This window comes from Nitratireductor luteus (assembly GCF_026162365.1).
In the GTDB taxonomy this organism is placed as follows: domain Bacteria; phylum Pseudomonadota; class Alphaproteobacteria; order Rhizobiales; family Rhizobiaceae; genus Chelativorans; species Chelativorans luteus.
In genome coordinates this window covers 363063-389526 of sequence record NZ_JAOANW010000006.1, presented here as the reverse complement: position 1 = coordinate 389526, position 26464 = coordinate 363063, and the positions used below count along the sequence as shown (strand labels likewise).

At 64.2% G+C, this 26464-nt stretch carries 24 protein-coding genes; 14 read left to right on the top strand and 10 right to left on the bottom strand.

The annotated features are described in order from the left end of the window. Window positions 1-702, top strand: a 702-nt coding sequence (locus N1058_RS10735; protein ID WP_265517501.1) for a 2-oxo acid dehydrogenase subunit E2, incomplete at its 5' end; no start/stop codon positions are given. A 114-nt stretch (window positions 703-816) separates the two neighbouring features. Here N1058_RS10735 and N1058_RS10730 read toward each other — a convergent pair. Both N1058_RS10730 and N1058_RS10725 read right to left on the bottom strand, forming a co-directional pair. After that, window positions 817-1503, bottom strand: a complete 687-nt coding sequence (locus N1058_RS10730) for an HAD family hydrolase (protein ID WP_265517500.1) — start codon at window positions 1501-1503, stop codon at window positions 817-819. A 52-nt stretch (window positions 1504-1555) separates the two neighbouring features. After that, on the bottom strand, window positions 1556-2206 hold the full coding sequence (locus N1058_RS10725; protein WP_265517499.1) for a hypothetical protein: 651 nt from the start codon (window positions 2204-2206) through the stop codon (window positions 1556-1558). Window positions 2207-2390: 184 nt separating this feature from the next. Here N1058_RS10725 and N1058_RS10720 point away from each other — a divergent pair, with 184 nt between their 5' ends. The 5 genes from N1058_RS10720 (at window position 2391) to ptsP (ending at window position 7152) form a co-directional block, all read left to right on the top strand. Then, a complete protein-coding gene (locus N1058_RS10720) occupies window positions 2391-2828 on the top strand; it encodes a transcriptional regulator GutM (protein WP_265517498.1) in 438 nt (145 codons plus the stop codon). 48 nt (window positions 2829-2876) lie between these two features. Further along, window positions 2877-3635: a PTS glucitol/sorbitol transporter subunit IIC gene (gene srlA, locus N1058_RS10715; RefSeq protein ID WP_265517497.1), complete on the top strand. Its 759-nt coding sequence runs from the start codon at window positions 2877-2879 to the stop codon at window positions 3633-3635. Window positions 3636-3650: 15 nt separating this feature from the next. Beyond that, the gene (srlE, locus tag N1058_RS10710; protein ID WP_265517496.1) at window positions 3651-4652 is read left to right on the top strand and encodes a PTS glucitol/sorbitol transporter subunit IIB; all 1002 of its coding nucleotides are present in this window, start codon (window positions 3651-3653) and stop codon (window positions 4650-4652) included. A 64-nt stretch (window positions 4653-4716) separates the two neighbouring features. Beyond that, entirely contained in the window at window positions 4717-5097 is a 381-nt protein-coding gene (locus N1058_RS10705) for a PTS glucitol/sorbitol transporter subunit IIA (RefSeq protein ID WP_265517495.1), read from the top strand. 75 nt (window positions 5098-5172) lie between these two features. Next, window positions 5173-7152 carry a phosphoenolpyruvate--protein phosphotransferase gene (ptsP, locus tag N1058_RS10700; protein ID WP_265517494.1) on the top strand — a complete coding sequence of 660 codons (1980 nt, stop codon included), beginning with the start codon at window positions 5173-5175 and terminating at the stop codon, window positions 7150-7152. A 23-nt stretch (window positions 7153-7175) separates the two neighbouring features. On the opposite strand, the gene N1058_RS10695 is transcribed toward ptsP, so the two are convergent. Continuing rightward, window positions 7176-7943 carry a hypothetical protein gene (locus tag N1058_RS10695; protein ID WP_265517493.1) on the bottom strand — a complete coding sequence of 256 codons (768 nt, stop codon included), beginning with the start codon at window positions 7941-7943 and terminating at the stop codon, window positions 7176-7178. A gap of 133 nt (window positions 7944-8076) precedes the next feature. Between N1058_RS10695 and N1058_RS10690 the strand changes: the two genes are divergently transcribed. Further along, on the top strand, window positions 8077-9105 hold the full coding sequence (locus tag N1058_RS10690) for a sugar-binding transcriptional regulator (protein WP_265517492.1): 1029 nt from the start codon (window positions 8077-8079) through the stop codon (window positions 9103-9105). Between the two features lie 80 nt (window positions 9106-9185). Here N1058_RS10690 and N1058_RS10685 read toward each other — a convergent pair whose 3' ends face one another. From N1058_RS10685 to N1058_RS10670, 4 genes are all read right to left on the bottom strand, one after another. Then, window positions 9186-10355, bottom strand: a complete 1170-nt coding sequence (locus tag N1058_RS10685) for a helix-turn-helix transcriptional regulator (RefSeq protein ID WP_265517491.1) — start codon at window positions 10353-10355, stop codon at window positions 9186-9188. Beyond that, window positions 10355-11686 (bottom strand): surface lipoprotein assembly modifier, encoded by a 1332-nt coding sequence (locus N1058_RS24125; RefSeq protein WP_265517490.1) that lies wholly within the window; start codon window positions 11684-11686, stop codon window positions 10355-10357. Before N1058_RS24125 ends, N1058_RS10685 begins: the two co-directional genes overlap by 1 nt. A 39-nt stretch (window positions 11687-11725) precedes the next feature. Continuing rightward, window positions 11726-12754, bottom strand: a complete 1029-nt coding sequence (locus N1058_RS10675) for a transferrin-binding protein-like solute binding protein (RefSeq protein ID WP_265517489.1) — start codon at window positions 12752-12754, stop codon at window positions 11726-11728. Window positions 12755-12915: 161 nt separating this feature from the next. After that, window positions 12916-13725 (bottom strand): IclR family transcriptional regulator, encoded by an 810-nt coding sequence (locus tag N1058_RS10670; RefSeq protein ID WP_265517488.1) that lies wholly within the window; start codon window positions 13723-13725, stop codon window positions 12916-12918. 361 nt (window positions 13726-14086) lie between these two features. On the opposite strand from N1058_RS10670, the gene N1058_RS10665 reads away from it, so the two are divergent. The 7 genes from N1058_RS10665 (at window position 14087) to N1058_RS10635 (ending at window position 23422) form a co-directional block, all read left to right on the top strand. After that, window positions 14087-15616 (top strand): M81 family metallopeptidase, encoded by a 1530-nt coding sequence (locus N1058_RS10665; RefSeq protein WP_265517487.1) that lies wholly within the window; start codon window positions 14087-14089, stop codon window positions 15614-15616. A gap of 84 nt (window positions 15617-15700) precedes the next feature. Continuing rightward, complete coding sequence (locus N1058_RS10660; RefSeq protein ID WP_265517486.1) at window positions 15701-17323, top strand: ABC transporter substrate-binding protein; 1623 nt, start codon at window positions 15701-15703, stop codon at window positions 17321-17323. Window positions 17324-17516: 193 nt separating this feature from the next. Further along, window positions 17517-18458 carry an ABC transporter permease gene (locus N1058_RS10655; protein WP_265517485.1) on the top strand — a complete coding sequence of 314 codons (942 nt, stop codon included), beginning with the start codon at window positions 17517-17519 and terminating at the stop codon, window positions 18456-18458. Then, entirely contained in the window at window positions 18458-19342 is an 885-nt protein-coding gene (locus N1058_RS10650; protein WP_420847970.1) for an ABC transporter permease, read from the top strand. Before N1058_RS10655 ends, N1058_RS10650 begins: the two co-directional genes overlap by 1 nt. A gap of 40 nt (window positions 19343-19382) precedes the next feature. Next, window positions 19383-21044, top strand: a complete 1662-nt coding sequence (locus N1058_RS10645) for an ABC transporter ATP-binding protein (RefSeq protein WP_265517484.1) — start codon at window positions 19383-19385, stop codon at window positions 21042-21044. A gap of 49 nt (window positions 21045-21093) precedes the next feature. Continuing rightward, window positions 21094-22254: a M20 aminoacylase family protein gene (locus tag N1058_RS10640; protein ID WP_265517483.1), complete on the top strand. Its 1161-nt coding sequence runs from the start codon at window positions 21094-21096 to the stop codon at window positions 22252-22254. Between the two features lie 37 nt (window positions 22255-22291). Continuing rightward, a complete protein-coding gene (locus N1058_RS10635) occupies window positions 22292-23422 on the top strand; it encodes a M20/M25/M40 family metallo-hydrolase (protein ID WP_265517482.1) in 1131 nt (376 codons plus the stop codon). Window positions 23423-23701: 279 nt separating this feature from the next. On the opposite strand, the gene N1058_RS10630 is transcribed toward N1058_RS10635, so the two are convergent. Genes N1058_RS10630 through N1058_RS10620 form a run of 3 tightly spaced genes read right to left on the bottom strand, consistent with a single transcriptional unit; the run spans window position 23702 to window position 26437 of the window. Next, entirely contained in the window at window positions 23702-24499 is a 798-nt protein-coding gene (locus N1058_RS10630; RefSeq protein ID WP_265517481.1) for an ABC transporter permease, read from the bottom strand. Beyond that, window positions 24496-25377, bottom strand: coding sequence for an ABC transporter permease (locus tag N1058_RS10625; protein ID WP_265517480.1), 882 nt, complete (start codon window positions 25375-25377; stop codon window positions 24496-24498). The genes N1058_RS10630 and N1058_RS10625 overlap by 4 nt, the downstream gene beginning before the upstream one ends. Further along, window positions 25370-26437, bottom strand: a complete 1068-nt coding sequence (locus N1058_RS10620) for an ABC transporter ATP-binding protein (protein ID WP_265517479.1) — start codon at window positions 26435-26437, stop codon at window positions 25370-25372. Before N1058_RS10620 ends, N1058_RS10625 begins: the two co-directional genes overlap by 8 nt. Between the last annotated feature and the right edge of the window lie 27 nt (window positions 26438-26464).

Below are 26464 nucleotides of genomic sequence, written 5' to 3'. Positions count from 1 at the left end.
CTGGTGCCCCATGACGGCATGCGCAAGACCATCGCCCGGCGCCTGGTCGAGGCCAAGACCACCATCCCGCATTTCTACCTGACCCTCGACTGCGAGATCGACGCGCTGCTGAAGCTGCGCAAGGAGCTCAACGAGGCGGCGCCGATGGTCGGGAGCGGCGATGGCGAGAAGCCGGCCTACAAGCTGTCGGTCAACGACATGATCATCAAGGCGATGGCGCTGGCGCTCAAGGCGGTGCCGGACGCCAATGTGTCGTGGACGGAGGCCAACATGGTGCGCCATCGGCATGCCGATGTGGGCGTGGCCGTGTCGATCCCCGGCGGGCTGATCACGCCGATCGTCAGGCGGGCCGACGAAAAGACCCTGTCGGCGATCTCCAACGAGATGAAGGACCTGGCCGCGCGCGCCCGCAACCGCAAGCTCAAGCCGGAGGAATATCAGGGCGGCACCACGGCGGTGTCGAACCTCGGCATGTTCGGCATCAAGGACTTCTCCGCCGTCATCAACCCGCCGCACGCCACCATCCTGGCGGTCGGCGCGGGCGGTGAGCGGGCGGTGGTGAAGAACGGCGAACTGGCGGTGGCCAATGTGATGTCGGTGACGCTGTCGACCGACCACCGCGCCGTCGACGGGGCGCTCGGCGCCGAACTGCTGGCCGCCTTCAGGAAGCTGATCGAAAACCCCATGGCGATGCTGGTTTAGCGCCACCGTTGCGTTTCATGGCATGATGAGTTCTGGGCAGACCTGATATGCCCTCCGCTCAACTCGGGAGACACTGGTTGCTGTTGTGTCAAAGGCCACAGCACCGCTAACGGCCTACCCCGCCCGCACCGTCTCCGCCACAAACCCACGTGCCATCAGTTCCCGTGCGGCGTCTTCCCAACTCGGGCAGACCGCGTCGGCGCCGGCGTCGCGCAGGATTTCGGCATGTCCTTCATAGCTGTGGCCGCCCGCGGTCAGGCCGATGGCGGTCATGCCGGCGGCAATCGCCCCTTCGATGCCGAAGGGTGAATCTTCGATCACCACGCAATCGGCCGGATCGAACCCCATCTTGCTTGCGGCGTGAAGGAACAGGTCGGGCGCCGGCTTTCCCCGCGCGACCATGGAGGAGGAGTAGATGCCCTCGCCCACAAGCCCGGCCAGCCCGGTGACGGCGAGGCTGTGATGGATCCGCTCCAGCGACGATGAAGACGCCACGCAACGCGGCCCCGAAAGAACGCTAAGGAAGTCGATCACGCCCGCGACCGGCTTCAGCCTATGCGTGAACAGCTCCTTCGTCACCGGCCACAGATCGGCCTCGCCGGCAGCCAGAAGCCGCTGGCCCGTTTCCGCGCCGATCTTCTCGATGATGTCGGCCTGCTTCATGCCCACGCATGCGGCCACCGCCTCGGGCCCGATGGCCAGGCCATGCCGCCGGTACACCTCGACATAGGCCTCCGCTGCCAGGGGCTCGCTGTCGACGAGGACACCGTCGCAGTCAAGGATAATGAGGCGCTCGGCCATGGCGTTCTCGCTTTTGTCGGAAGAGGTTGGGCGGGTGGAGCGACGAAGTCGTTTATCCCGAATGGGTAAGGCCCGGAAGCCCGTTCTTTCCGCCGGCGTCGAGAATGGCGCGAGCCTGCTTCATCGCCACGCGGCTTTCGACAAGGTCCGGCGCAACCCAATTGGGCTCTCCGCCCAGGAACCGGTCGAGATAGGCGGTCGCATAGGACGGCAGTTCCGCGACGTTCTCGCGATAGGACCACCAGGTACGCAAATCGCCGGCGCAGCGGTCGAGCCGGGGCGCAGCGCCGAACTCCTGCTCGAAAAGCGCGGCAATCGCACAGACGCAATAATTGGTGTAGAGGAAGCCTTCTGGCCAGAAGCGCACGATTTCGGCAGCCGGATCATGCTGCTGGACATCATCGGCGCCGCGCACGACCGTTGCCGGCGCCTTGCGGATCAGTTCCGCCAGCGCCAGCCCGGCTGAGAAGACGATGAAGTCGGCACGGTCGAGCCGGGCGAACTCCTTGCGCGCGTCGACGCGCTCCACCCAATCGAAAAAGACCCGACTCAACCGTGTCTCGTCGATCGTGTAGCATACGCCATAGTGGGCTGCGACGGCGCGCGCATTGGCGCGAAAAGTGGCCCTGAACCAGCGCAACTGCCGCAGCCGGTGCCGCAGGTCGGGCATTAGCGCCAGTTCATCCTTGAAATCCAGGTCCACAGGCTTCTCCTCGGAGGCGGTAGCTTTCGCAGCCTCGTCAAACTTATCATGCCGGTGGAAGAATCCAACAAACCGGCAGGCGGCTTGTTATACAAATTGACATTTGAAAAAACAAATGTTCTTAATCCTGATGTGACCGTCACATGACGAACACAATCGAAGGGGCTTCGGGAGGAGGTGCCTAATGGCAATTTGGCAATGGGGATTGCTGCTTCTGGGCGTGGTCTGGGCGCTCCAGTCCTATGGCGTTTGGCTGCAGATGCGCCACTATGCCGACGTCTTCAAAGGCATCACCGGAAAATACGATGACGGCTATATCGGCACCGGCAATTTCCACGGCCGGCTGAAGAAGGGTGCGATCGCCATCGTCGTGGTTTCGCCGGAGCTTAAGGTGCGCCGGCTGCTCACCATGTCGGGCTGGTCGGTTTTCACGAAATTCCAGCGCAATGAAGGCTTCGAGGGCATAGCGCTCGATCGGCTGCGCGCCGATCCGGCCATCTTCGGAGAAAAGAACCCCGGCGTGAAGGCAGCGGTGACCCAGGCGGTCCAGCAGATCGACCGGCGTATCGAAATGGGTGAGGAGCCCGTGCTGAACATGCCGGCGGTGCAAGCGACGGCCTGAACTGGAAGTTCAACGGCCCTCAGGGCGGGGGCGACGAGAGGAGGGAACATGTCATTCGTATCATTATTGGCGCAGCACGCCGATCTGGCTGCGCATAACCTGCAGATGGCAGGCGCGCTGGCTGGCGACGCGGCGCTGCACGGCAAACAGGCGATGCAGGGCGCCGGCAACGACCTGATCGTCCTGGCGCAGGCCGGCGGCGACATTTCGGTGGAGGAGTTCCGCGAAAGGCTCGAAAACGTTCAGCAGGAGGAACAGCTTGGCTGGCTGACCAACGCCGGCAAGTATTTCATCGGCATTTTCCAGAAGGGCGGCGAGGTCTTTGCCGGCTTCGTGACCGGCATCATTCCGACGCTGGTGGTGCTGATGACCGCCTTCTACGCCGTTACCGAGCTGGTCGGCGAGCAGCGGGTTCATGGCCTTGCCCGCAGCGCGGGCCGCATCGCACTCACGCGTTATACCGTGCTGCCGGTGCTCGCGGTCTTCTTCCTGACGAACCCGATGGCCTACACGTTCGGGACCTTCCTGGAGGAAAAGCACAAGCCGGCCTTTTACGACGCGGCGGTCTCCTACGTTCACCCGCCGCTGGGTCTCTTCCCGCACATCAATCCGGGCGAGTATTTCGTCTGGGGCGGCATCCTGGTCGCGCTCCTGGAGCTTGAAAACCGGGGCGTCGTGCCCGGCGGCTACCATATCACGGTGGCGATCTGGTACGCGCTTGTGGGCCTTCTCGTCATATTGCTCAAGGGCATCCTGACCGAGCGCATCACCGCAATCATGGCGCGCCGCCAGGGCGTCGAGCTTTAAGGCCGGGAGGGAAAAATGACAAAAGAATACAAGCCGGTAAAAATCTCCAAGGGCGCAGGCGGCTGGGGCGGCCCGCTCGTCATCCAGCCGACGATGGAGCGCAACAAGATCGTCTCCGTCACCGGCGGCGGCATCCACCCGGTCGCGCAGAAGATTGCCGAGATGACCGGAGCCGAAGCCGTCGACGGCTTCAAGGCGCCTCCGGTGGAAGGCGAGATGGCGGTGGTCGTGGTAGATTGCGGCGGCACGGCCCGCTGCGGCGTCTATCCGCGCAAGCGAATCCCCACCGTCAATTTGACACCGGTCGGCCAGGCCGGTCCGCTTGCCCAGTTCATCACCGAGGACATCTATGTCTCCGGCGTGAAACCGGAAAACATCGCCTTGGCCGAAGGCTCGGCAGAGGCGGTGGCGGCGGGCACGAAAGAGCCTCTTTCGGGCCAGGCAGCAGCATCCGCACCGCTTGCCCCTGCATTGGAGGAAGGCGGGCTGGTCGGCTTCATCTCTCGCATCGGCCGGGTGATGGGCCGCGTGGTCGGCATCTTCTTCAATGCCGGCCGGCGGACGATCGATCAGGTTATCCGCAACGTGCTGCCCTTCATGGCCTTCGTGACCATGCTGATCGGCCTTATCCTGTATACCGGCATCGGCGACGTGCTCGCGCAGCCGATGGGGCCGCTCGCCAACAACATCATCGGCCTCCTGGTCATATCGGCCATTTGCGGCCTGCCCTTCCTGTCGCCGGTGCTCGGCCCCGGCGCGGTGATCGCGCAGGTCATCGGCGTGGCCATCATCGGTCCGCAGATAGCAAACGGCACCATAGCCCCGGCAATGGCCCTGCCAGCGCTCTTCGCCTACAACACGCAGGTCGGCTGCGACTTCGTGCCTGTCGGCTTGGCGCTGGGTGAGGCCAAACCCAAGACCATTGAGATCGGCGTCCCGGCGGTACTTATCAGCCGCCAGATCATGGGCCCGGTCTCGGTGCTGATTGCCTGGGCTGTAAGCCTGGCCGTACTCTAGAACGTCCCTGTGCGGCGGCAACGCCGCCGCACAGATCTTCAAGAACAATGGTGGAGTGTAGTCCATGACGGTATATCTGAAGACGCGCATAACAGCCGTCGGTCCCGAAGTGGCCGACCTGGCCGAAGGGGGCGTGGTGATCCTCTTCGCCGACGGCGCGCCGGAGGAACTTGCCGAGGTTTCCATTCTCCACAAAAGCGTGGACGGACCCGCCGATAATCAGCCCGAGGCCGGCACCCCGATCCGCATCGGAGCACTCGACACGACGATTACCGCCGTCGGCGAAACGGCCTGGAAAAAGGTGCGCGACATCGGACATGTCGTCATCTCCTTCAACGGTGCTGCCGCCGCCGAACGGCCGGGTGAAATCTGCGCCGGGGTCGTGGATACCGCCGCCCTTGTCGCCGCACTGTCCAGCGGCACCGAGATCACCATCGGCGAATAGCCGGAACAGGCCCAGGAAAAGCAAAGCCCGGCGTTGCGCCAGGACTTGCCCGAAAAAATGAGCTAGATCGCACCCATGGAACGCTCGACAATCGTCAGAGTGCACGAAGGTCTGCACGCCCGCCCCGCCACCCGCTTCGTCAAGCTTGCCAAGAGCTTCGAAAGCGACGTGCAGATACGCAAGGGCGGCAAGGCCGTCAGCGCCAAGAGCTCGGTCAAGCTCATGCTGCTCGGCGTCAAGGAGGGCGACGAAGTGACGGTAAGCGCCGAGGGGGCAGACGCCGCCGAGGCTGTCGAAGCTCTGGTGGCCTATCTGGAGAACCCGCTTTCGGGCACCGAGGAGGGTGCAGAGCCCACCGCCACGGATATTGTTCCCACGGACATGGCAATCCCGTCGCAAGCGGCTGATGGCCCGCCGGCGGGCGCGTTCCAGGCGGTAGGCGCCAGCGAGGGCATCGCGCTAGGGCCGGTCTTTGCCCATTTCCCCGCACGAATCGAACCGGAGCAGAAGACCCTTTCAGCCGATCAGATACCGGACGAAAAGCAGCGTTTCGCCAAGGCGGTCGCTTCCGTCGAGGCCAGGCTGGACGCTTCGCTTGCCGCAGGCGACGTGCCAGCGAGCGACCGCGGCATTATCCAGGCGCTGCGCGATATCGCCGGCGACGACGAATTGAAGGCGGCGACGGAGCGCTCCATCGACGCCGGCCTCGACGCGGTATCCGCCGTCATCGCCGCCTCTTCCGGCATCGCCGGCGATTTCGCAAAGCTCGACGACACCTATCTGAAGGCGCGGGCGGAGGACGTCGAATCCGTCGCCCGGCAGATCTGCCTCGCGCTGCTGGGCGAGGAGGAGGCAAGGCTGGACGACATCGCCGATGGCGCGGTCCTGCTTGCCGAGGACATTGGCGCCTGGGACCTTGCCCGCGCGCCGTTGAAGCGCATCGGCGGCATCGTCTGCGGCCATGGAGGCGCCACCTCCCATGTGGCCATCATCGCTCGCACCCATGGGATTCCCGCCGTGCTTGGCGCCGGCGACAAAGTCCACGACTGGCGGCAGGCCCGGCAGATCGGCATCGACGGGCGCAGGGGCCTCGTCTTTCCCGATCCCAACGCGGAAACCCGCAGGAAACTGGAAGCCGGTGTGGCCGAGGCCGACCGCGAGCGCGCCGCCCTTCAATCGTACAGAGACGTCGAGCCGAAACGCGCCGACGGTACGCCGATCCATATAGCCGCCAATCTCGGTTCCCTCGATGAAATCGAGGTGGCCAGACAAGCCGGCGCGATGGGCGTCGGCCTGTTCCGCACGGAACTGCTTTTCATGCGCCACATGCACCTGCCCTCGGAGGACATGCAGGCCGAGACCTACGGAACGCTCGCCGCCGCCTTCGCGCCCTACCCTGTCATCGTTCGCACGCTCGATATCGGCGGCGACAAGCCGATTGCCGGCATCGAATTTCCCGAAGAGGACAATCCCTTTCTCGGTTGGCGCGGCATCCGCATGTGCCTCGACCGTCCCGACATCTTCAAGACGCAACTCCGCGCGCTGCTTCGCTCCGCCCTCAACGGCAATCTGAAAGTGATGCTGCCCATGGTTTCCGATGTCGGTGAAGTGCGCCGCACCCGATCGCTGATCGAGGAATGCCGCAAGGAACTGACAGCGGAAGGTGTGCCGCATGGCGATTTTGCCCTCGGCATCATGATCGAGACGCCGGCGGCCGTGTTCGCCGCCGATGAGCTTGCCGCCGAGGTTTCCTTCTTCTCGGTTGGCACCAACGACCTCACTCAGTATGTGATGGCGGCCGATCGGCTCAGTCCCTCGGTGTCGGCGCTGAACGATGCCGGCCACCCCGCCGTGATGGCGGCAATCGGGCAAGCGGCAAAGGCTGCGGAAAAAGCCGGGATCGAGATCGGCATGTGCGGCGAGGCCGCAGCCCGCGCTGACCTCATTCCCCGCTTCCTGGACATGGGCCTGACCGAGCTTTCCATGAGCCCGGCCTCGATCCTCGCCGTGAAGAAGCAGGTATCGGGGATTTTGGAAAAGGCGGCGGCTTCGTAGGCCACGGCCGACCCGACAAAATCCTACGGCAGATGCGACAGAAGCGCCTCGAAAACCTGCGTAAGCGCCTCGCGCGGATTCTCCCCCGACAGAGCTGACGCAATCCGTTCGGCACGCGCCTCGACGGCGAACAGGCCGACCTCCGTCAGATCGATCTCACCCACGATCTGGGGATTGAGGCTAGCAAGTGCCGCGGCGAGGACCGCCGGGGCATAGAGCCGGACGGAGGCGTTAAGCTCCTGGCCGGACGAATGGGTGGCGCTCCGGTCCGCCGACAGGATTTCCATGAGCATGGCCGCTGCCAGCGGTGCGACCTCGGACCGCGACCGGAAATTCCGCGAACCCGCATGGCTGAGCCCACGCACCCGGACAAGCGCTGAGGCGAAGACGGCCTCGCGCAGGGGTGCATCATGCAACCCGAAAAACGCGGCACTGCGCTTCGCGGCCGCATACATGTCGCGGCGAAAATCACGCTCGGCGGCCAGCCGCGCGATGCCCTCGACCACCAGATAGTGGCCAAAACCGCGCAGACCGGCGTTCTCGCGCAGATGCGGCGGTCGTACCGACCGAACAGTCTCTTCTGCAAGGTTCAGCGTATCGTCGACCAGGCTGACCGCGTGCGCCACGACCCCGAGCAGTGTGCTACCCAATATCGGCACGCGACGGTCCTCCAGCCTGTCGTGCCTATGCGCGCGGATGAAGTCGCGCACGTCGCGAAGCCCATCCTTGGTGCCCGCGACCGCCTCACCAGGCAAGGCGGCAAGCCGTTCTCCCGTGACAGGTCTCAGCATATGATATTACTCCGCTTCAACCGTTGTTTGCGTGTACAGCATTGACCGGACAGGTTGATCACTGCTTTGCTCCGGGTCATTGATACTTCGATTTTACACCGTCCATTGCCGAGGGGAAGCACAGGGTGCGCGAATGAACAAGGTCCGGAACAAGAAGCACGCCTCCGGTCGAGCAAAGCTCGCTGATCATGATGCCGAGATTTCCCGACAGGGCGTGACGGGCAGTTCCAAGACAGACCGCATCCGCACCCGCGCGGCGTGGATGTATTTCGTTGAGCAGATGACCCAGAACGAGATTGCCGAGGTGCTTGGCATCGGCCGGGTAAGCGTGGTGCGCATGCTGGCCGACGCGCGCGCGCGCAACGAGGTCAAGATCAGCATCGAGGGCGAGCTGGCCGAGATCACGCGCATCGAGCGCGCGCTGGAGAAGCGTTTCGGGCTGGACCAGGCCATCGTGGCGCCGCTGACCGACCCGCAGGCCGATCCCATTCCGGTGATAGGCGCGGCCACCGGCGGCTTCATTTCGGAAGCGATGACACAGGGCATGGCCGTCGGCGTCGGCTGGGGACGAACGCTTTCAAGCACCCTCCCCTATATAAGAGCGCGCCCACTTCCTGACTTCCGCGTTATCTCGCTGCTTGGCGGCGTGGGCGTCGCGCGTCAGTTCAACCCGCCGGAGTTCGCCTGGCGTTTCGCCCAGATCTTCCAGGGCGACGGCTATCTCATCCCCGCCCCCGCCGTTGTCGACAGCGTCGAGACCAAGCGCGCCCTGATCGAACGGTGCGGCCTTAAGGACGTGCTCGCCATGGCCGATGTGCTCGATGCCGTGATCCTTTCGGTAGGCGGCATCGCCTCCGCCACCACCTTCTATCGCGGCGGCTATCTCAGCGAGGCCCAGCGCGAGGAACTGGCAGCCAAGGGCGCGGTGGGAGACCTTCTTTTCCACTTCTTCGACAAAAATGGCAGTCTCGTCGATCATCCGGTCAACGATCTGGGCATGTCGGTCGACATTGACCGGCTGCGCCGCGCACCGCTGCGCATTCTGACCTCTGGCGGAGCCGAAAAGATCCCGGCGCTCATCGGCGCGATGTCGCTGATCGAGCCCACCGTTTTTATAACCGACGAGGAAAGCGCCCGCCAGATGCTGGCGCACAAGGGCTGACGGAAAGCGGACCGGTCCCCATGATGAGAAGGCGCGTCGCCCACGACAACCGCCTACAACTGCCCCGTCGCGCGATCATCCTATTTCGGCGGAATCTTGGAAAGGAGAAGCAGAAGCTCGCTCTGCCGGTGGGTATCCGTCTTGTGAAAGACGGATTTGAGACGCTGACGCGCTGTGCCGATGGTTATTCCGAGCCGCTCGGCAACCTCCCGCAGCGGCGCCTCCGACATCAGTGCCTCACACAACCGCGCCTCGGCCTCCGTTAGACCGAGTAGATGCGCGATATGGCCGGCCCGAAGCCGCGGCCTTGCCTCCAGATCATGGATCACCACCAGCGCAACCGCCGGGGACAGCATGGTCGGCGCCATAAACGGCAGCGATAGGCCCTCGAGCATAAGGGGACGCCCGGCACGCCGGGGAACATGCATGAGCGGCGGCTGAACCAGCGGACTGCGGCTGGTCGAAGCTGCGAGGCACGCATCGGCGAAGGAAAGGAGCCTCTGGTCGACGGGAGGTTCGGCGGCGCGCAGCATGCCGCCCCGGATCACCAGATCGGGCGCGCAGCCCGGCAGCAACGCCTCTGCAGACCTGTTGAGCTCCAGCACCTTCTTGTTGCGGCCGAGTAGAACCGCCGCTTTGGCCTGCGTGGCGAAAGTTTCCAACGCGCTATTCGTGCGTGCCGCCTCCGCAAAACGGGACAGGCGCATCATGCGTGAGAAATGTTCTGACAGGCCCTCCATTTGCCGGGCTTCATCCGGTGAAAAGAAGCCCTGGCGTTTGGAGCGGAGCAATGGAACGCACCACGGCTCGCCCTCTACAAGAAAGGCGACTGCGGCGAAGCCGGAATAACCCCAGCGCAGGTAAAGATCGTTGTAATGGGGAAGGCTCCTGCGTTCTTCGTCCGTTGCAAGATCGTGCTCGAGAATGACGCGCTTTTTCGCCAGAAGCGGCCAGCCGCGCTCGGACCGGTAGTGATTGTCGTACCAGCCGTGCTTAACATACTCCTCCAGAAAGGGGACATATTCAGGCGACGCCGGCATGGTTGCCGCAGCCTCATTGACGTCCTTGGGAAAAATCATCGACGCGGCGGCCCCGGCGGCCAGTGCAAGCTCGTGCATTGCTCCCGACCAGAGCTCAGGCTCGATCGCGGCATCATAGCACCCTTCGAGTGCCTTCTTGATCCTGTCCCGATCCACTCCCCTCAACCCCTGCACCCCGGCTGCCAGCCGGCCCACTGCCCCCAGCGGCATCAAAAACGTTTGCGGCCACTGACAATAAAATCGCTACTTTCGTAAGAATACAACGATAAGTTGGAATCGTTCTTCGTATAGCGGTAACCGACATAAGGCATCACGCCGAACAGGCTGATGGCCTCATGGGCCACGCCGGCCTGAATGCGAAAGAGCTGGTCCCGCTGCGGATCGGTTGAAAGGACGCCGGCGGTATCATACTGTCTGATGCCGAAATCCAGCTGTATGTCGGTATAGAACCCGTTCCTCCAGTACTTCTCCAGCCCCGCGCTGAACTCGACCATATTGGAGGACAAATGCTCCGCCTCGGTGGATTCGCGCTTTCCTTCGATGCCCAGGTTCGCGAACAGCCCATACGAAACCTGGTGACGGACCCCGGCCCGCCCGATGAGGCGCCACCCGTCAAGGTAGGGGTTGTCCGGGAAACGCTGGGCCTCCATGCGCAACGACAGATTGAGATCCGTATTGTCAAAGATGCCTCGAGCCGTCGACACCGCCCCGCCCCAGCGATAGGCGAAGAGCGCGTCGTGGCGCCACTGCACCTCGCCGACAGGCCCCATCGAAAGGCGGGCTCCGCCGACATCGAACTGGAGTTGCGCACTCGGGGCGAAAGTGTAGATGTCACCGCCTTCGTGTTCCACCGCCTTTTCAACCGTACCGGATCCGGCGACGATCAGGTCGACGGCCTCGCCGACGGCGAATCGTCGATAAAGAGTGAGCGATCCGGTAACCGTGCCACCGCTCTCTTCACGGCTCGATGAGCTGACCCGAAACGGCAGGCCGTTGAGATATATCGTGTCCTGGCCAGTACCCCGGTTAACGTTGTTGGATGGCATCGCCGTGAGCGATATGGATGCACCGAAATCGGGGTTGCGCCTGCGGTAAGCGGCCAGCGCCTCCCGGTATTGCCGCTCGATCGCCGGATCACGGATCAGCGCGAGGTTCCTGCGGATATGGAAGACGGCCGCCTTGTGGCGCTGTTGCGCGAGAAGCGCGTTGATGAGGAGATGGCGGGCACGGACATTGCCGGGTTCACTGGCGATTATGCGCCGCGCCCCGGACTCTGCGCAAACCGCATCGCCGCGCGCCAGGCAGGCATAGCCTCGCACATAGACAAGGAGCCATCTGTTCCCTGCGTCCTCGGCGGCAAATCTCGCCGCCAGCGCCCCCGCCTCACCGATCCGGCCCACCGCGATATACCGGTCGATATCGTCGCTAGGACGCGAAAGCGCCGGCGAAACCATGACGGCCAGAACAAGCGCCATCACCGTGCTACGTACCATCGCCACGGTCCCCACCGCCACGCGGACCGGCAACACCGGCCCGCTCACCAGGGCGTAAAGTCGATCCCTGCGTTTCTGGGATTTGCGCTAAGGCGTTCGCTCTCCGGCCAGGACACCCGTGATTACGTGGCTCGCTCCCTCGCCACCCACAATGGCACCGATCTGGCCGGCATCGGTGCCGTAGAAACGGCCCACCGCCGTGGCTTCCGTATCGTCGCTGATGCCGTCGGCGGCCATCTGTGCCGCAGCAGCGGCATTGGCCGTGAGTTCGGAAGAGAACCCGTTGTCTATGATGTCCGCCTGGCCAAGGGCGATCTCGGCGCCATTGGCGGAGATATCGTTGACGGCGCCGTTGCCGCTTTGAGTGTGGCTGACGCGGCTGTCTTTCAGAACGATATTGCCTGCCACCGTGCCGGCACCGAAATCGGCGTTCAGCTTCGTCGTGCCGCGATAGCGCACACGGCTGGGCTCGTCGATGTTGTAATCGGCGTTCTTGACGTAGGCTTCGATGCGGGCGTCGCCCTCATAGGTTGCCGACCCGGTGGTCGGCATATGGGAGGGATCGGTTTCAAGGCCGACAATCGTATAGCCCTCGGAAAACCCGTCCGCGTCATCAGCCGTGGCAGGAGCATTGCCATCCTTTACCCGGACACCATAGCCAAGCGGAACCATCGCAGTATCGCTAGCCTCCAGATCCGCCAGCGTGCCGAAGGCAGGGAAAAAGTAGCCGATCGTACGGTCGTCCCCATTCATATTCTTTTCAATCAGCTCATAGTAGCCGTCGGGATGAAGTTCGGTGCTTGTGAATTCCACGGTCTCGCCAGCGGCGTGAAGAATATAGCCGTCATCGGCTTTTTCGATCTTCACGGATTGCGGCTCATCCAGGCGATCATCCGGGGTGTCGAAGATCGTCTTCACCGGCGCGGCACCGCCCTCGATGGTGTCCCCCGTGTTGACCAGCACCTTGGACATGACGTCGACGGCAGCGCTGGCATAGGTAGCCTGATAGGCGTCGGCATAAGGTGCGGTAGCGATCGTGCCGGTGGTGGCTCCGCCACAACCGGCAAGCGCGGATGCCGCCAGTATGATTGGTAAGGCAGTGGTTCGCGATTTCATGAGATTCCCCCTGTGATGCGCGTTCATAGCAACGAGCCCAAGGGTAACTTTAGGGAAGGTCGGAATGACTCCGCAGCTCCCATTTGGTAGGTGCCACGGCAAATTCCTACCATTTTAGGTTGAAAGAATGCCATAACCCCGAGGTGAACCGGGCCTGCCGTTCAGAACCTGCTGATGGCCCGGGCGGCTTCAGCTGCGAGGGGGGCAAAGCGGGCGCAGAACTCTTCCGCCTGCCATTCGCCCAGCGAGCCGGCGACATGGATCGCGCCGCGCGGCACGCCGGCCGGGCCGAGAATGGCAACGCCGAGCGCCACCTCGCCGGGCAGAACCTCCTCCAGCGTCACGGCATAGCCGTTCTGCCGCGCCTCGCGCACCTTTTTGCGGATGGCATCGGGCTCCGTCAGGGTTTTCGCGGTGAACGGCGTCCTGTCGGAGCGGGTGATGATGTCGTCGACTTCCCCGTCGCTCAGATGCGCCATCACCGCCCGTCCTCCCGAGGTGCAGAATACCGGCACAGAGTGGCCCACCAGCGTGGCGAAGAAGGTCTCCCGCTTGCTTTGCAGGCGCGAGGCATAGACCAGGCGCAGATCGTCGCGCAGGCTGAGGTCGACGCGCTCGCGCACATTGCGCCGCAGCTCCAAAAGGACGGGCGAGGCGCGCGCGATCAAGAGGTTGAGCCTGAGATAGTCGAGCGTGTGGTCCAGGATTCGTATGCCGGGCACATAGCCCCTGTCGTCCGGGTCGCGCTCGATATAGCCGAGTGTCTTCAGCGTGTGCACGACGCGCTGTGCGGCGCTTTTGCCGATGCCTGCGGCGGTCGCGATCTCGTTCAGCGTAAGCGGCCGCCCCGCCTGGTGAAAAGACGACAGAACCTGCATCGCCCGGGCAATCGACTGAACGAACAAGGGATCGTCGGCATGCAGTTCCTGTTCCGACCTGACGCCGCTCTGCGCCCTCAAGATACTCCGCAACTGGTTCTCCCCATGAACGCTTCAAGAAATGCGTTGACTTCCAGTCGCTAGCATAACTATCCTGAAATTAATACAGTCGTATCGCACAGCAATACAAGCAATTCGTCTACGGCATCGGCCCGGAAAAATCGAAGACGATTTCTCGGAAAGCACGATGCGTGGATTCACGGAGTTGGAGCGCCTTGTGCGTCCGAATGGTCGCACGGCGCTCTATGGGGACCGAACAAGGCAGGTGTCTGACGTTGAACGCGACGGGGACGGGCGAACAGCTTTTTGTGGAGCGCGGGCGGACGATGCCTTCGCCTGAAGACGCATCCGCCCCGGGCGTTTGCCTCCGGATGACAGACGGAGGCGTGGCCTGATGGGCAGACGCGTGGCCATGGCGGGCTTCCTTCACGAAACCAATACGTTTGCCCCCTCGCCCGCGACACTCGCGAATTTCGAGCAGGGCGGCGGTTATCTTCCGATCTGCCGTGGCGACGAAATCCTCCGGCGCTGCCCCGGCGTCAATCTCGGCATTTCAGGCGCCGTCGAACGGGCCGCCGCCGCAAACTGGGACATGGTTCCCATCTTGTGGTGCGGCGCAATCCCGTCCGCCGCCGTCGAACGCACCGCCTATGAGGCCATCGCCGGAGAGATCGTCGAGGGCATCGCCAATGCCGGCCCGCTCGACGGCGTCTATCTGGATCTGCACGGCGCCATGGTGGCCGAGCATCTGGACGATGGCGAGGGCGAGCTGATCGCCCGTGTTCGCCAGGTGGTCGGGCCGGACGTGCCGATCGCCGTCAGCCTGGATCTCCACGGCAACATCACCCGCCGCATGTTCGATGAGGCCGATATGCTGGTGGGCTTTCGCACCTATCCGCATATCGACATGGCCGAGACCGGCTGGCGCGCGGCGGACCAGCTGGACCGGCTGATGGTGCGGGGGCGGCCCTTTGCCAAGTCGTTCCGCCGCCTGCCCTATCTCATCCCCATTTCCTGGCAGTGCACCTCGATGGAGCCGGCGCGCGGTCTTTACCGCGAGGTCGCCGACCTCGAAGAAGGTGCTGTCGCCAGCACCTCCCTGTTCACCGGCTTCCCTGCCGCCGATTTTCCCGAATGCGCGCCGACGGTCCTTGCCTATGGAGAGGACCAGGCGGAAGCGGACCGCGCGGCCGACCGTATTTACGAGCTGGTGCTTGCCGCCGAGAGCGCCTTCGCCGGACGCGCCTTCGCGCCGGATGAAGGCGTGCGCGAGGCCATGCGCATCGCCGCCGGCGCATCGAAGCCTGTCGTGATCGCCGACACGCAGGACAACCCCGGCGCAGGCGGCGATTCCAACACGACCGGCATGCTGCGCGCGCTGGTGCTCAACGGCGCCAGGCGAGCCGCCATCGGCATGATCGTCGACCCGGACGCCGCCAGGGCGGCGCATGAGGCCGGTGAAGGCGCGGAAATCGCCATTGCCCTCGGCGGCACCTCGGGCGTCGAGGGCGACGCGCCTTATGAGGGGACCTTCCGCGTCGCAAAACTGTCGAAGGGCGACCTCCATGCGACCGGTCCCTATTATGGCGGAACGCACATGAATGTCGGACCGTCCGCCTGCCTGGCCATCGATGACGTCCGCATCGTCGTCGCCAGCCACAAGGCGCAGATGGCCGACCAAGCGATGTACCGCTTCGTCGGCATCGAGCCGACCGAGATGGCGATCCTCGTCAACAAGAGTTCCGTGCATTTCCGCGCCGATTTCGAGTCGATCGCCGAAACCGTTCTCGTGTGCACCGCACCGGGCACGATGCCGCTGAGCCCCGCCGACCTGCCATGGACGCGCCTTGCCGACGGCATGCGGCTTTCACCAGGTGGTCCCGTCTTCCACCGCAGATCGGAGCGCCAGACCATGGAGGCCTGATCCACCGCCCCGGGCGCGGCGGGAGAACCCGTGCCCAAGGCGTCACCGCCGACCAACCATCGAAACCAAAAAAGGGAACACGATATGTTGCGAATTCGAGAAACCTTGAATCAGTTCCGCGGGCATACCCGCGGCGCCGTCACCGGCATCATGGCCGCGGCCTTGCTCGCCGGAACGGGCATGGCCACCCAGGCGCTGGCGCAGGAAAAGACCATCACTGCCGTCATGCATTCGGGCCTGCGTGTGCTCGACCCGATCATCACCACAGCCCATATCAGCCGCAACCACGGCTATATGATCTACGACGTGCTGGTGGCCGTTGACGAGAATTTCGAACCGCAGCCGCAAATGGCCGACTGGACCATCTCCGACGACAACCTCACCTACACCTTCACCCTGCGCGACGGCCTCAAGTTCCACGACGGCGAGCCTGTCACCGCCGCCGATGCAGTCGCTTCGCTCCAGCGCTGGGGCAAGCGCGATTCGGGCGGCCAGCTCATCTTCGACGTGACCGAAAGCCTGGAAGCCACGGATGACAAGACGATCGTGTGGACGCTGAAGGAGCCCTTCCCGGCCCTGCTCGACACGGTCGGCAAGCAGTCGGCCCTGCCGCCCTTCATCATGCCCGAGCGTGTGGCCAGCGGCTCCGCTGACGAGGCTGTGACGGACTACACCGGCTCCGGACCCTTCATCTTCGTCGAGGAAGAGTATCAGCCGGGCGTCTCGGTCACCTACAGAAAGAACGAGGACTACGTGCCGCGCGAAGGCGCGCCGAGCTGGATGGCCGGCGGCAAGGAGGTGAAGGTGGACACGGTGCGCTGGGTGACCATGCCCGACGCGCAGACCGCCATCAACGCGCTGCTTTCCGGCGAGATCGACTATATCGAGCAGGTGCAGATCGACCTTCTGCCGCTTCTGGAGGCAAGCGAGGACGTGGTGGTGGAGACCCGCGACGATCTCGGCTACCAGACCATCGGCCGCATGAATTTCAAGCACCCTCCTTTCGACAATCAGAAAATTCGCCAGGCAGCACAGATGGCGCTCAGCCAGGAGGACGTGCTCGCCACGCTCATCGGCAATCCGCAATACTACAAGGTATGCGGCGCGATCTTCGGCTGCGGCACGCCGCTGGCCGACGAGACCGGCTCGGAAACGCTGACTTCCGGCGGCGATATCGAGGGCGCCAAGAAGCTGCTGGAAGAGGCCGGCTATGACAACACGCCGGTCGTGCTGATGCAGCCGACGGATGTCGTCAGCCTCACCGCACAGCCCGTCGTCGCCGCGCAGGCGCTGCGCCAGGCGGGCTTCAATGTCGACATGCAGGCGATGGACTGGCAGACGCTGGTGACCCGCCGCGCCAGCCAGGCCAAACCCTCCGAGGGCGGCTGGAACCTGTTCTTCACCAACTGGATGGTGCCGGAAATCAACTCCCCGCTGATCAGCCCTATGCTGAATGGCCGCGGCGACGATGCCTGGTTCGGCTGGCCCGAGGATCAGAAGATCGAAGATCTGCGCGCCGAGTTCATCAAGGCCGACACGCCGGAGAAGCAGAAAGAGGTCGCCTCGCGGATTCAGGCCCACAACATGGAGAATGTCCTGTACATTCCGCTTGGCCAGTACATCATGCCCCAGGCCCGCAGCACGAAGCTGACCGGCATGATCGCCTCACCGGTGCCCGTGTTCTGGAACGTCGACAAGGTGGAGTAAGGCGCCCTCACGGGAAATTGCCGGGCAGCGGCCGGTTTTGCATCCACGCATCATAAGCCGACGCTGCCCTCATCCACCTGCCGGCACCTTCTCCCCGTGAACGGGGAGAAGGTGGTTGGCCGCAACGTTGGCGCCTCCTCTCCCGGTAAGCCGGGCACGGCGCGCGCACTGAAGAACCAAGGCACGGCACCCAATGCTAGGTTACATCATCCGGCGCATTCTCGCGGTCATCCCCGTGATGGTCATCGTCGCCGTTTTCGTCTTTCTGCTTCTGCGGCTGACGCCGGGCGATCCGGCGGCGATCATTGCCGGCGACATGGCAACGCCCGCCCAGCTTGAACGCATCCGCACGAGCCTCGGGCTGAACGACCCGCTGCATGTCCAATTCATCACCTGGGTCGGCCTGCTCCTTCAGGGCGAACTCGGCACGTCGCTGATCTCCAACACGCCGGTGACCAGCATGATCGGCCAGCGCATCTGGCCGACCTTCAACATCGCCGTGCTCACCATCGTCCTGTCGGTGCTGATCGCGGTTCCCATGGGCGTGCTGGCCGCGTGGCGGCATCGCACATGGGCCGATTATGCCGTCATGGCCTTCTCTGTGCTGGGCTTTTCCATCCCGGTCTTCGTGATCGGCTACATCTTCATCCAGGTCTTTTCGCTCGAGCTGCGCTGGCTTCCCGTCCAAGGCTATAAGGCGCCGTCCGAGGGTCTGTGGGCATTCCTGTCGCGGGCCATCCTGCCGTGCCTGACGCTCGCCACCATCTATGTGGCGCTTATCGCCCGCATGACGCGCGCCTCCATGCTGGAGGTGCTGGGCGAGGATTATATCCGCACCGCCCGCGCCAAGGGCGTCGCCGAACAGATCGTTCTTTTCCGCCACGCGCTGCGCAATGCGGCGGTGCCTATCATGACCATCATCGGCACCGGCTTCGCCCTCCTGATCGGCGGCGTCGTGGTGACGGAAAGCGTGTTCAACATCCCCGGCATCGGCCGGCTGACCGTCGATGCCGTGCTCGCCCGCGACTATCCGGTGATCCAGGCTATGATCCTTCTGACCAGCGCGCTCTACGTCTTCATCAACCTCGTCATCGACCTGTCCTACACCTTCTTCGACCCGAGGATCCGCTACTGATGGCCGCGACACCCGAACCCGCCGCCCGGCTGCAATGGCTCTTCGGCGCCGTCGCCCTCCCCAGAGGCTGGCGCATGGGCGCCGGACCGATCATCGCGGCCGCCGTCCTCGGCCTGATCGTGCTGGCCGCCATCTTTGCGCCGCTCATCTCGCCGCACGATCCCATGACCATGGACGCGCTGCAACGCCTCAAGGGGCCGAGCGACACCTATCTTCTGGGCACCGATGCCTATGGACGCGACCTTTATTCGCGCGTCGTCACCGGGGCGCGGGTTTCGCTGTTCATCGGCATCGGGGCAGCGTTCGTGTCGGTCCTGATCGGCCTGATGATCGGCCTCGTCTCCGGCTTCTTCCGGCTGGCCGACGCCGTCATCATGCGCATCATGGACAGCCTGATGGCCATCCCGTCGATCCTGCTGGCCATCGCCCTCGTGGCGCTCAACGGCCCCAGCATCTGGTCGGTGATCATCGCCATCACCATTCCCGAGATACCCCGCGTGGTGCGGCTGGTCCGCTCCGTGGTGCTGTCGGTTCGCGAGGAGCCCTATGTGGAGGCGGCCATTGCGCTCGGCTCCTCCATGCCAAAGATCCTGTGGCAGCATCTGATGCCCAACACCCTGGCCCCGCTCATCGTGCAGGCCACCTATATATGCGCCTCGGCCATTCTCACCGAGGCCATCCTGTCGTTCCTGGGCGCGGGCGTTTCGACCGAGATACCCACCTGGGGCAACATCATGGCCGAGGGCCGCATCTACTTCCAGCTCAAGCCGTCGCTGATCTTCTGGCCCGGCCTGATGCTGTCCCTGTGCATCCTGTCGATCAACCTCCTCGGCGACACCGCCCGCGACCTGCTCGACCCGCGGCTGAAGAAACGGGAGGGATGAGGATGCCGACAATAATGCTCAATGGTTGGAGGCGTCGTCCATGAAGTTCAAGAACCGCACATTCGACGACGCGGAAACCGTTCTCGATATCCGCAACCTCACGGTGAAGCTGGCCGGCAACGAAACCGCCGAGCCGGTGCTCGACCGCGTCTCGCTCAAGATCCGCGCCGGCGAGACGGCGTGCCTTGTCGGCGAGTCGGGGTCCGGCAAGTCGGTCACCTCACTCTCCGTCATGGGTCTTCTGCCCAAGGGCTCGTTGGTGGCCACGGGCGGCACCATCGACATGGACGGCAAGGATCTCCTGACGCTCAGCCCGCAGGCGATGCGCGAAATGCGCGCCCGCCGGATCTCGATGATCTTTCAGGAGCCGATGACCGCGCTCAACCCGGTCATGCGCGTCGGCGACCAGATCGAGGAGGTGCTGGATACCCACGCCCGGCTGCCGGGCGCAGAGAAGAGGCGGCGCGTCCTCGACATCATGGACCAGGTGCACCTGCCCGAGGTGGAGCGCATCTATCGCTCCTATCCCCACCAGCTTTCCGGCGGGCAGCGCCAGCGCATCATGATCGCCATGGCGCTGATCCTCGAGCCCAAGCTTCTGATCGCCGATGAGCCCACGACCGCGCTCGACGTGACGACGCAGCAGCAGATCCTGAGCCTGATCGGCGAATTGCAGGAGAAGCACGGCACTGCGGTGCTCTTCATCACCCACGACATGGGCGTCGTGGCCGAGATCGCCGATACCGTCCATGTGATGAGGCTCGGCCGGATCGTCGAGCAGGCACCGGTGGAAACGCTGCTGCGCCACCCGCAAAAGGACTACACCAAAAAGCTGCTCGAAGCCGTGCCCAGCCTCACACCCCGCCCCTACCAGACCGGCGAGGAACGCGAGACCGTTCTGCGCGTGAGCGGCCTCCAGAAGATCTACAGCACGGGAACCATCTTCGTGCGGCGGGAGCCGACGCGGGCGGCAACGGACGTGGCCTTCGCCGTCGAGCGCGGCCGCACCCTCGGCATCGTCGGCGAATCGGGCTCGGGAAAATCCACCGTCGCGCGTTGCATCATGCGGCTGATCGACCCGACCGCCGGCGAAGTCCGCGTCGCCGGCAAGGAGATCGCAACCCTTTCGCGGCGCGAGCTGCGGCCCTTGCGCAAGCATATCCAGATCGTCTTCCAGGACCCGTTCCGCTCGCTGAACCCGCGCTGGACCATCGGCCGGAGCCTCATCGAGGGACCGCTCAATCTCGGCGAAGACAAGCGCAAATCGCTTGCCCGCGCGGCCGAGCTTCTGGCGCTCGTCGGCCTGCCGGAAGACGCCATCGGCCGCTATCCGCACCAGTTCTCCGGCGGCCAGCGCCAGCGCGTGGCCATCGCCCGCGCCATTGCCATGGAGCCCGACGTTCTGGTGGCCGACGAAGCGGTCTCGGCGCTCGACGTCTCGGTGCAGGCGCAGGTTCTGGAGCTTCTCGACAGCCTGCAGAAGAAGCTCGGCATCGCCATCCTGTTCATCACCCACGATTTGCGCGTCGCCGCGCAAATTTGCGACGAGGTCGTCGTCATGCAGCATGGAAGGATCGTCGAACACGACACCGCCTGGAACGTCCTGTCCAACCCGCAGCACGCCTATACGCGCTCCCTCATCGAGGCAGCCCCCGGCCGCTTCTGGGATTTCGCCAACTTCCGTGAATTGCGGAGCGCGTGAAAAGCGCCCGGACCACCACGCCCAAAGAACGCTACATCGGAGCCAGCCCATGCCCGTACTGCCGAAGATCGCCGAATACGCCGACGAACTGACCGCCATTCGCCGCGACATCCACCAGCATCCCGAGATCGGGTTCGAGGAGGTGCGCACCTCCGGCATCGTCGCCCGGATGCTCCAATCCTGGGGCGTCGAGGTGCATATCGGCCTTGGCAAGACCGGCGTGGTCGGCATCCTCAAAGGCAAGGGCGAAAGCGGCCGGACCGTCGGCCTGCGCGCCGACATGGATGCGCTGCCCATGGACGAGCAGACCAACCTGCCCTTTGCCTCCAAGAATCCCGGCCGCTTCCACGGCTGCGGTCATGACGGCCACACCACAATGCTCCTGGGTGCGGCGCGATACCTGGCCGAAACTCGGGACTTCGCGGGGACCGCGGTCTTCATCTTCCAGCCGGCCGAGGAAGGGTTGGGCGGCGCCCGCACCATGCTGGCAGACGGGCTGTTCGACAAGTTCCCCTGCGACGAGATCTACGGCATGCACAACAATCCGCTCGCCGAGCCCGGCAAGATGGGCGTGAAGCCGGGTGCGGCCATGGCGGGGGCCTCCTTCTTCGACATCACGATCAACGGCGTCGGCAGCCATGGCGCCATGCCCCATCATTCGAAGGACCCCATCGTCATCGCCTCGGCGCTGATCCAGAACCTGCAATCGGTCGTGAGCCGCAACGTACCCGCCGTGCGCACCGCCGTCCTTTCCGTGACGCAGGTGCATTCGGGCTCGGCCTATAACGTCGTGCCCGGCAAAGCCGTCATATCCGGAACGATCCGCTACTTCGATGACGAGGTGATGGAACTCATTCACCACCGCGTCCGCACGCTATGCGCCGGCATGGCGCAGGCCTATGAAATCAGCATCGACGTCGACCTCAGGAACATCTTCGACGTCCTCATGAACGATCCCGACCTCTCCCAGGCCTATCTGGACGCCGCGCGCGACGTGGTCGGCGAGGAGAACGTCTCCGAGACGAAGGACCTCGTGACCGGCAGCGAAGATTTCGCCGACATGCTCAAGGTTGTGCCCGGCGCCTACTGCACGCTCGGTCATAAGGGCTCGATACCCGTCCACAATCCCGGGTTCATTCTGGACGATGAGATTCTTCCCGTCGGCGCCAGCATCATGGCCCGCATCGTCGAAAAGCGCATGCCCCTTTAAGCCCGGACCAATTGCCAACTCCCGAGGAAATCATTTCATGAACGTAACAAGCCTCCCCTTCGACGCCGACGCGATGCTCGCCGGCCTTAAGCCGTGGGTCGAATGCGAGAGCCCGACTTTCGACGCCGCTGCCGTGGACCGGATGATGGACCTTGCGGCCTATGATCTGGCCAGCGCCGGCGCCGAGATCGAGAGGATTCCCGGCCGCATGGGCTATGGCGGCTCGGTGCGGGCCCGTTTCCCACACAAGGATTTCGGCAAGCCCGGCATCCTGATTTCCGGCCATCTCGATACGGTTCACCCGGTTGGCACGCTGGCGAAGAACCCGTGGCGCATCGAGGACGGCAAATGCTACGGCCCCGGCATCCAGGACATGAAGGGCGGCAACTACATCAGCGTCGAGGCGCTGCGCCAGCTCGCGCTCGCCGGCATCGAGACGCCGCTCCCCGTCACCGTGCTTTTCACGCCGGACGAGGAAGTGGGAACGCCCTCGACGCGCGAGCTGATCGAGATGGAAGCCCGCAAGAACAAATATGTTCTGGTGCCCGAACCCGCCCATCGCGAAGGCTCTGCGGTCACGGGCCGCTTCGCGATCGCCCGCTTCAACGTCAAGACCACGGGCAGGCCCAGCCATGCCGGATGGGCGCTCAAGGACGGCCGCTCGGCCATCGCGGCGATGGCGCGCAAGATCCAGGAGATCGAGGCGATGACCACCGACGACTGCACTTTCTCGGTGGGCGTCGTCCATGCCGGCCAGTGGGTCAATTGCGTGTCGTCCACCTGCGAGGCCGAAGTTCTTTCGATGGCCAAGAAGCAGCAAGACCTCGACCGCGGCGTCGAGCGCATGCTGGCGCTGAACGGCGAGGAGAACGACGTGACCATCGAGGTCACGCGCGGTGTCACGCGGCCGGTCTGGGAGCCCGATGAAGGCACGCTCCAGGTCTATGAACTGGCCAGGGGGATCTGTGCCGAAATGGGCTTCGACCTTAGCCATTGCAGCGCCGGCGGCGGCTCGGACGGCAATTTCACCGGCGCCCTCGGCATCCCGACGCTCGATTCCATCGGCGTGCGCGGCAAGGGCCTGCACACGCTGAACGAACATATCGAAGTCGATAGCCTGGTCGAACGCGCCCGGCTGATGGCGGGTCTTTTGACACGGTTGAAATAGCCGAGCGGGATGCGTTCAGGGTGGATCGAGCGCGCCCGGAATAGGCCAGATTGGCGCTCACCCCGTCATCCCGGAAGCCCGAAGGGCTATCCGGGACCCATTGGCAGAACGGCATAAGGCACGGCCCAGTCCTCGCCCGGGCGCCTATCAGCACAACCCACACCCTCTATGGAACCCAGCCACGCCTCTCAATAGGTCCCGGCTCTGCGCGGCTCCGCCGCTTGGCCGGGATGACGGAGATGGGTGCGTTCGATCCGCCGGAACTCGTCATGCACAATGTCAGCCAGCGCGTTGATTGCGCCGCCGCACGACCTCGTAGGTGATGGCGCCGATGATGGTGACGGCGATCATGATCAGCGCCAGCGCGTTGACCGCCGGCGTCAGGCCGGTGCGCACCTTGGTGGCGATATAGACGGTGAGCGGCGTGTCGAAACCGCGCACGAAAAGGGTGGTGTTGTAGTTCTCGATCGACTGCAGCACCGCCAGGAAACCGGCAGCCAGAAGCGCCGGCTTCAAAAACGGCAGGATGACGCGGCGGAACACCATGAACTTCGAGGCGCCGAGCCCCACGGCCGCCTCCTCCTGCGTGCGGTCGAAGCGCTGCAGGCGCGCGGCCACCATCAGCATCACATAGCAGATGATGAAGCTCGATTGCGCCAGCACGATGAGGAACACGCCGCCGCCGACGCCGAGCTGCCGCCACAGCACCAGCGTCGAGATGCCGATCACCACGCCGGGGGTAAGCAGCGGCGAGACCATGACGGCATACATGAAGCTGCGCGCCCGCGCGTGAAGGCTGGTGAGCAGCAGCGCCGCCGCCGTGCCGATCGGCAAGACGACCAGCACCACGAAGAAAGCCACGACGGCAGACGTCCATAGCGATTGCCACATGCCGGTGTCGGCCCACAGCGCGCTGAACCATTGCAGGGTCGTTCCCTGCCACGGCGTGACGGTGGGAAAGCGGCTGGCATTGAAGGTGGCCGCGCCCATGATGGCGAGCGGCGCGAACAGATAGAGGAAGAAGGCGGCGAAATAGAAACCGAAGAACGCCTTGCGGATGCGGTCGGCGGCATTCATTTGGCCACCTCGGTCAGGCTGACGCGGGCGATGCGCAAGGTGACGAGCACGACCGTGAGGCAAAGGACCAGCAGCACCAGCGCATAGGCCGCGCCGCGGTTCCAGTCGCCGCCCTCGAAGAACCAGTTGTAGATGATCTCGGTGAACCAGCGGCTTCCGGGCGCGCCCAGCAAAGCCGGCGCGACATAGGAGCCGGCGGCCAGCATGAAAGTGAAGACGCAGCCCGTCGCGATGCCGGCTTTCGCGTGCGGGATGACCACCCGCCAATGGGTGCGCCAGACGGAGGCGCCCAGATCCCGCGCCGCCTCGATCTGTGACTTCTCCAGCGATTCGATGGCATTGTAGACCGGAAAGAGCATGAACAGGATGTAGGCATAGGTCATGCCGGCCAGAACGCCGCCGTCCCCGTACCATCGCACCGGCTCGTCGATAATGCCGAGCGACATCAGGAGTGCGTTCAGCGGACCGCGAAATGCCAGAAGGATATACCAGGCGAGCGTGCGCAGCACCTCATTGATCCAGAAGGGGATCGTGAGCGCCAGGAGGACGATCGCCGTCTGGTTTTGGGTGGCGTTCTGCGCCAGCCAATAGGCCAGCGGGTAGCACACGATGAATGTGACGAAGGCCACCAGCGCGCTTGCCCAGATCGTCTTGAAGAAGATGGCCCGGTGCACGCCCTCATTGGCCAGGTAAAGAATGTTGTCGAGGGAATAGACGTCGCGCGGGCCGCCGATCTCCGCCGGCGGCAGATTGGGCTTGAGCGCGTAGTCGATCATCATGATGTTGGGCGCCAGCACCATGCCGGTGAGCCACACCGCCACCAGCGCCACGAACAGGGTGCCGAGCCCGCCACCGAAGCGCTTGTAGAGATCAGTCATCGGGCAGCACCACGGCATTGACGTCAGCGAAAGCGAAGGATGCCCGCTCACCGATGGAAGGCGCGTGGCCGAGCCTGGTGCTGGCGATGGACGCGACGAGCTCGCCGCCATCGTCGAGCCTGCCATGGGCCAGCGCGAAGGCCCCCTCGAAGTCGATGCTTTCGATCTCGGCGGTCAGTCTGTTGCCGCCATTGCCGTCCGGCTCCAGCGCCTCGGGACGCACATAAAGCCGTGCCGTCTTTCCCACCGCCAAGCCGTCGCCGGCGCGCCCGCGCAGCCGTCCATGGGTGCTTTCGACCGTGGCGATGCCGTTATCTATGGCCGAGACCTCGCCGGCAATGATGTTCGTCTCGCCGACAAAGGTCGCCACGAAGGGCGTTGCCGGATTGTCGTAGAGCTCGCGCGGCGCGCCCACCTGTTGCAGGATGCCGTCGCTCATCACCGCCACGCGGTCCGACATGGCAAGCGCCTCGGACTGGTCGTGGGTGATGTAGATGAAGGTGACGCCGGTGCGCTTCTGCAGGCTTCGCAACTCGGAGCGCATGTGCTGGCGCAATTTGAGATCGAGAGCCGAGAGCGGCTCGTCGAGAAGCAGCACCTGCGGCTCCACCGCAAGCGCGCGGGCGATGGCCACGCGCTGGCGCTGGCCGCCGGAAAGCTCGCCCGGCATGCGGTCGCCATAGCCGTCGAGGGCGATGAGATGCAGAAGTTCGTCGGCCTTCTTCCGGCGCTCGGCCTTGGCGACGCCCCGCGCCTCAAGGCCGAACGCGATGTTCTCCCACACCGGCATGAGCGGAAACAGCGCCAGCGACTGAAAGATCATGGCGGTCGGACGCTGATCGGGGCCGAGGCCCGCCATGTCCTGCCCACCGATCAGCACCGCGCCGTCCGTCGGCTGCAAAAAGCCCGCCACGATGCGCAGGATCGTCGTCTTGCCGCAGCCCGAAGGCCCCAGAATCGAGAAGAATTCGCCCGCCTCGACGGTGAAGGAAACGTCGCTTACGGCGCGGGTGCGGCCGAAGGACATGCCGACGCTGTGCAGTTCTACGGAATGTGACATATTTGCTCAATGAATGAGGAGGGCGGG

What these genes read in the sequence shown, in the direction of transcription:
- N1058_RS10730 (WP_265517500.1), bottom strand. Translation starts at nt 1,503, where the DNA reads ATGGCCGAGCGCCTCATTATCCTTGACTGCGACGGTGTCCTCGTCGAC.
- N1058_RS10720 (WP_265517498.1), top strand. Translation starts at nt 2,391, where the DNA reads ATGGCAATTTGGCAATGGGGATTGCTGCTTCTGGGCGTGGTCTGGGCG.
- srlA (WP_265517497.1), top strand. Translation starts at nt 2,877, where the DNA reads ATGTCATTCGTATCATTATTGGCGCAGCACGCCGATCTGGCTGCGCAT.
- srlE (WP_265517496.1), top strand. Translation starts at nt 3,651, where the DNA reads ATGACAAAAGAATACAAGCCGGTAAAAATCTCCAAGGGCGCAGGCGGC.
- N1058_RS10705 (WP_265517495.1), top strand. Translation starts at nt 4,717, where the DNA reads ATGACGGTATATCTGAAGACGCGCATAACAGCCGTCGGTCCCGAAGTG.
- ptsP (WP_265517494.1), top strand. Translation starts at nt 5,173, where the DNA reads ATGGAACGCTCGACAATCGTCAGAGTGCACGAAGGTCTGCACGCCCGC.
- N1058_RS10695 (WP_265517493.1), bottom strand. Translation starts at nt 7,943, where the DNA reads ATGCTGAGACCTGTCACGGGAGAACGGCTTGCCGCCTTGCCTGGTGAG.
- N1058_RS10690 (WP_265517492.1), top strand. Translation starts at nt 8,077, where the DNA reads ATGAACAAGGTCCGGAACAAGAAGCACGCCTCCGGTCGAGCAAAGCTC.
- N1058_RS10685 (WP_265517491.1), bottom strand. Translation starts at nt 10,355, where the DNA reads ATGCCGCTGGGGGCAGTGGGCCGGCTGGCAGCCGGGGTGCAGGGGTTG.
- N1058_RS10675 (WP_265517489.1), bottom strand. Translation starts at nt 12,754, where the DNA reads ATGAAATCGCGAACCACTGCCTTACCAATCATACTGGCGGCATCCGCG.
- N1058_RS10665 (WP_265517487.1), top strand. Translation starts at nt 14,087, where the DNA reads ATGGGCAGACGCGTGGCCATGGCGGGCTTCCTTCACGAAACCAATACG.
- N1058_RS10660 (WP_265517486.1), top strand. Translation starts at nt 15,701, where the DNA reads ATGTTGCGAATTCGAGAAACCTTGAATCAGTTCCGCGGGCATACCCGC.
- N1058_RS10655 (WP_265517485.1), top strand. Translation starts at nt 17,517, where the DNA reads ATGCTAGGTTACATCATCCGGCGCATTCTCGCGGTCATCCCCGTGATG.
- N1058_RS10650 (WP_420847970.1), top strand. Translation starts at nt 18,458, where the DNA reads ATGGCCGCGACACCCGAACCCGCCGCCCGGCTGCAATGGCTCTTCGGC.
- N1058_RS10645 (WP_265517484.1), top strand. Translation starts at nt 19,383, where the DNA reads ATGAAGTTCAAGAACCGCACATTCGACGACGCGGAAACCGTTCTCGAT.
- N1058_RS10640 (WP_265517483.1), top strand. Translation starts at nt 21,094, where the DNA reads ATGCCCGTACTGCCGAAGATCGCCGAATACGCCGACGAACTGACCGCC.
- N1058_RS10635 (WP_265517482.1), top strand. Translation starts at nt 22,292, where the DNA reads ATGAACGTAACAAGCCTCCCCTTCGACGCCGACGCGATGCTCGCCGGC.
- N1058_RS10630 (WP_265517481.1), bottom strand. Translation starts at nt 24,499, where the DNA reads ATGAATGCCGCCGACCGCATCCGCAAGGCGTTCTTCGGTTTCTATTTC.
- N1058_RS10625 (WP_265517480.1), bottom strand. Translation starts at nt 25,377, where the DNA reads ATGACTGATCTCTACAAGCGCTTCGGTGGCGGGCTCGGCACCCTGTTC.
- N1058_RS10620 (WP_265517479.1), bottom strand. Translation starts at nt 26,437, where the DNA reads ATGTCACATTCCGTAGAACTGCACAGCGTCGGCATGTCCTTCGGCCGC.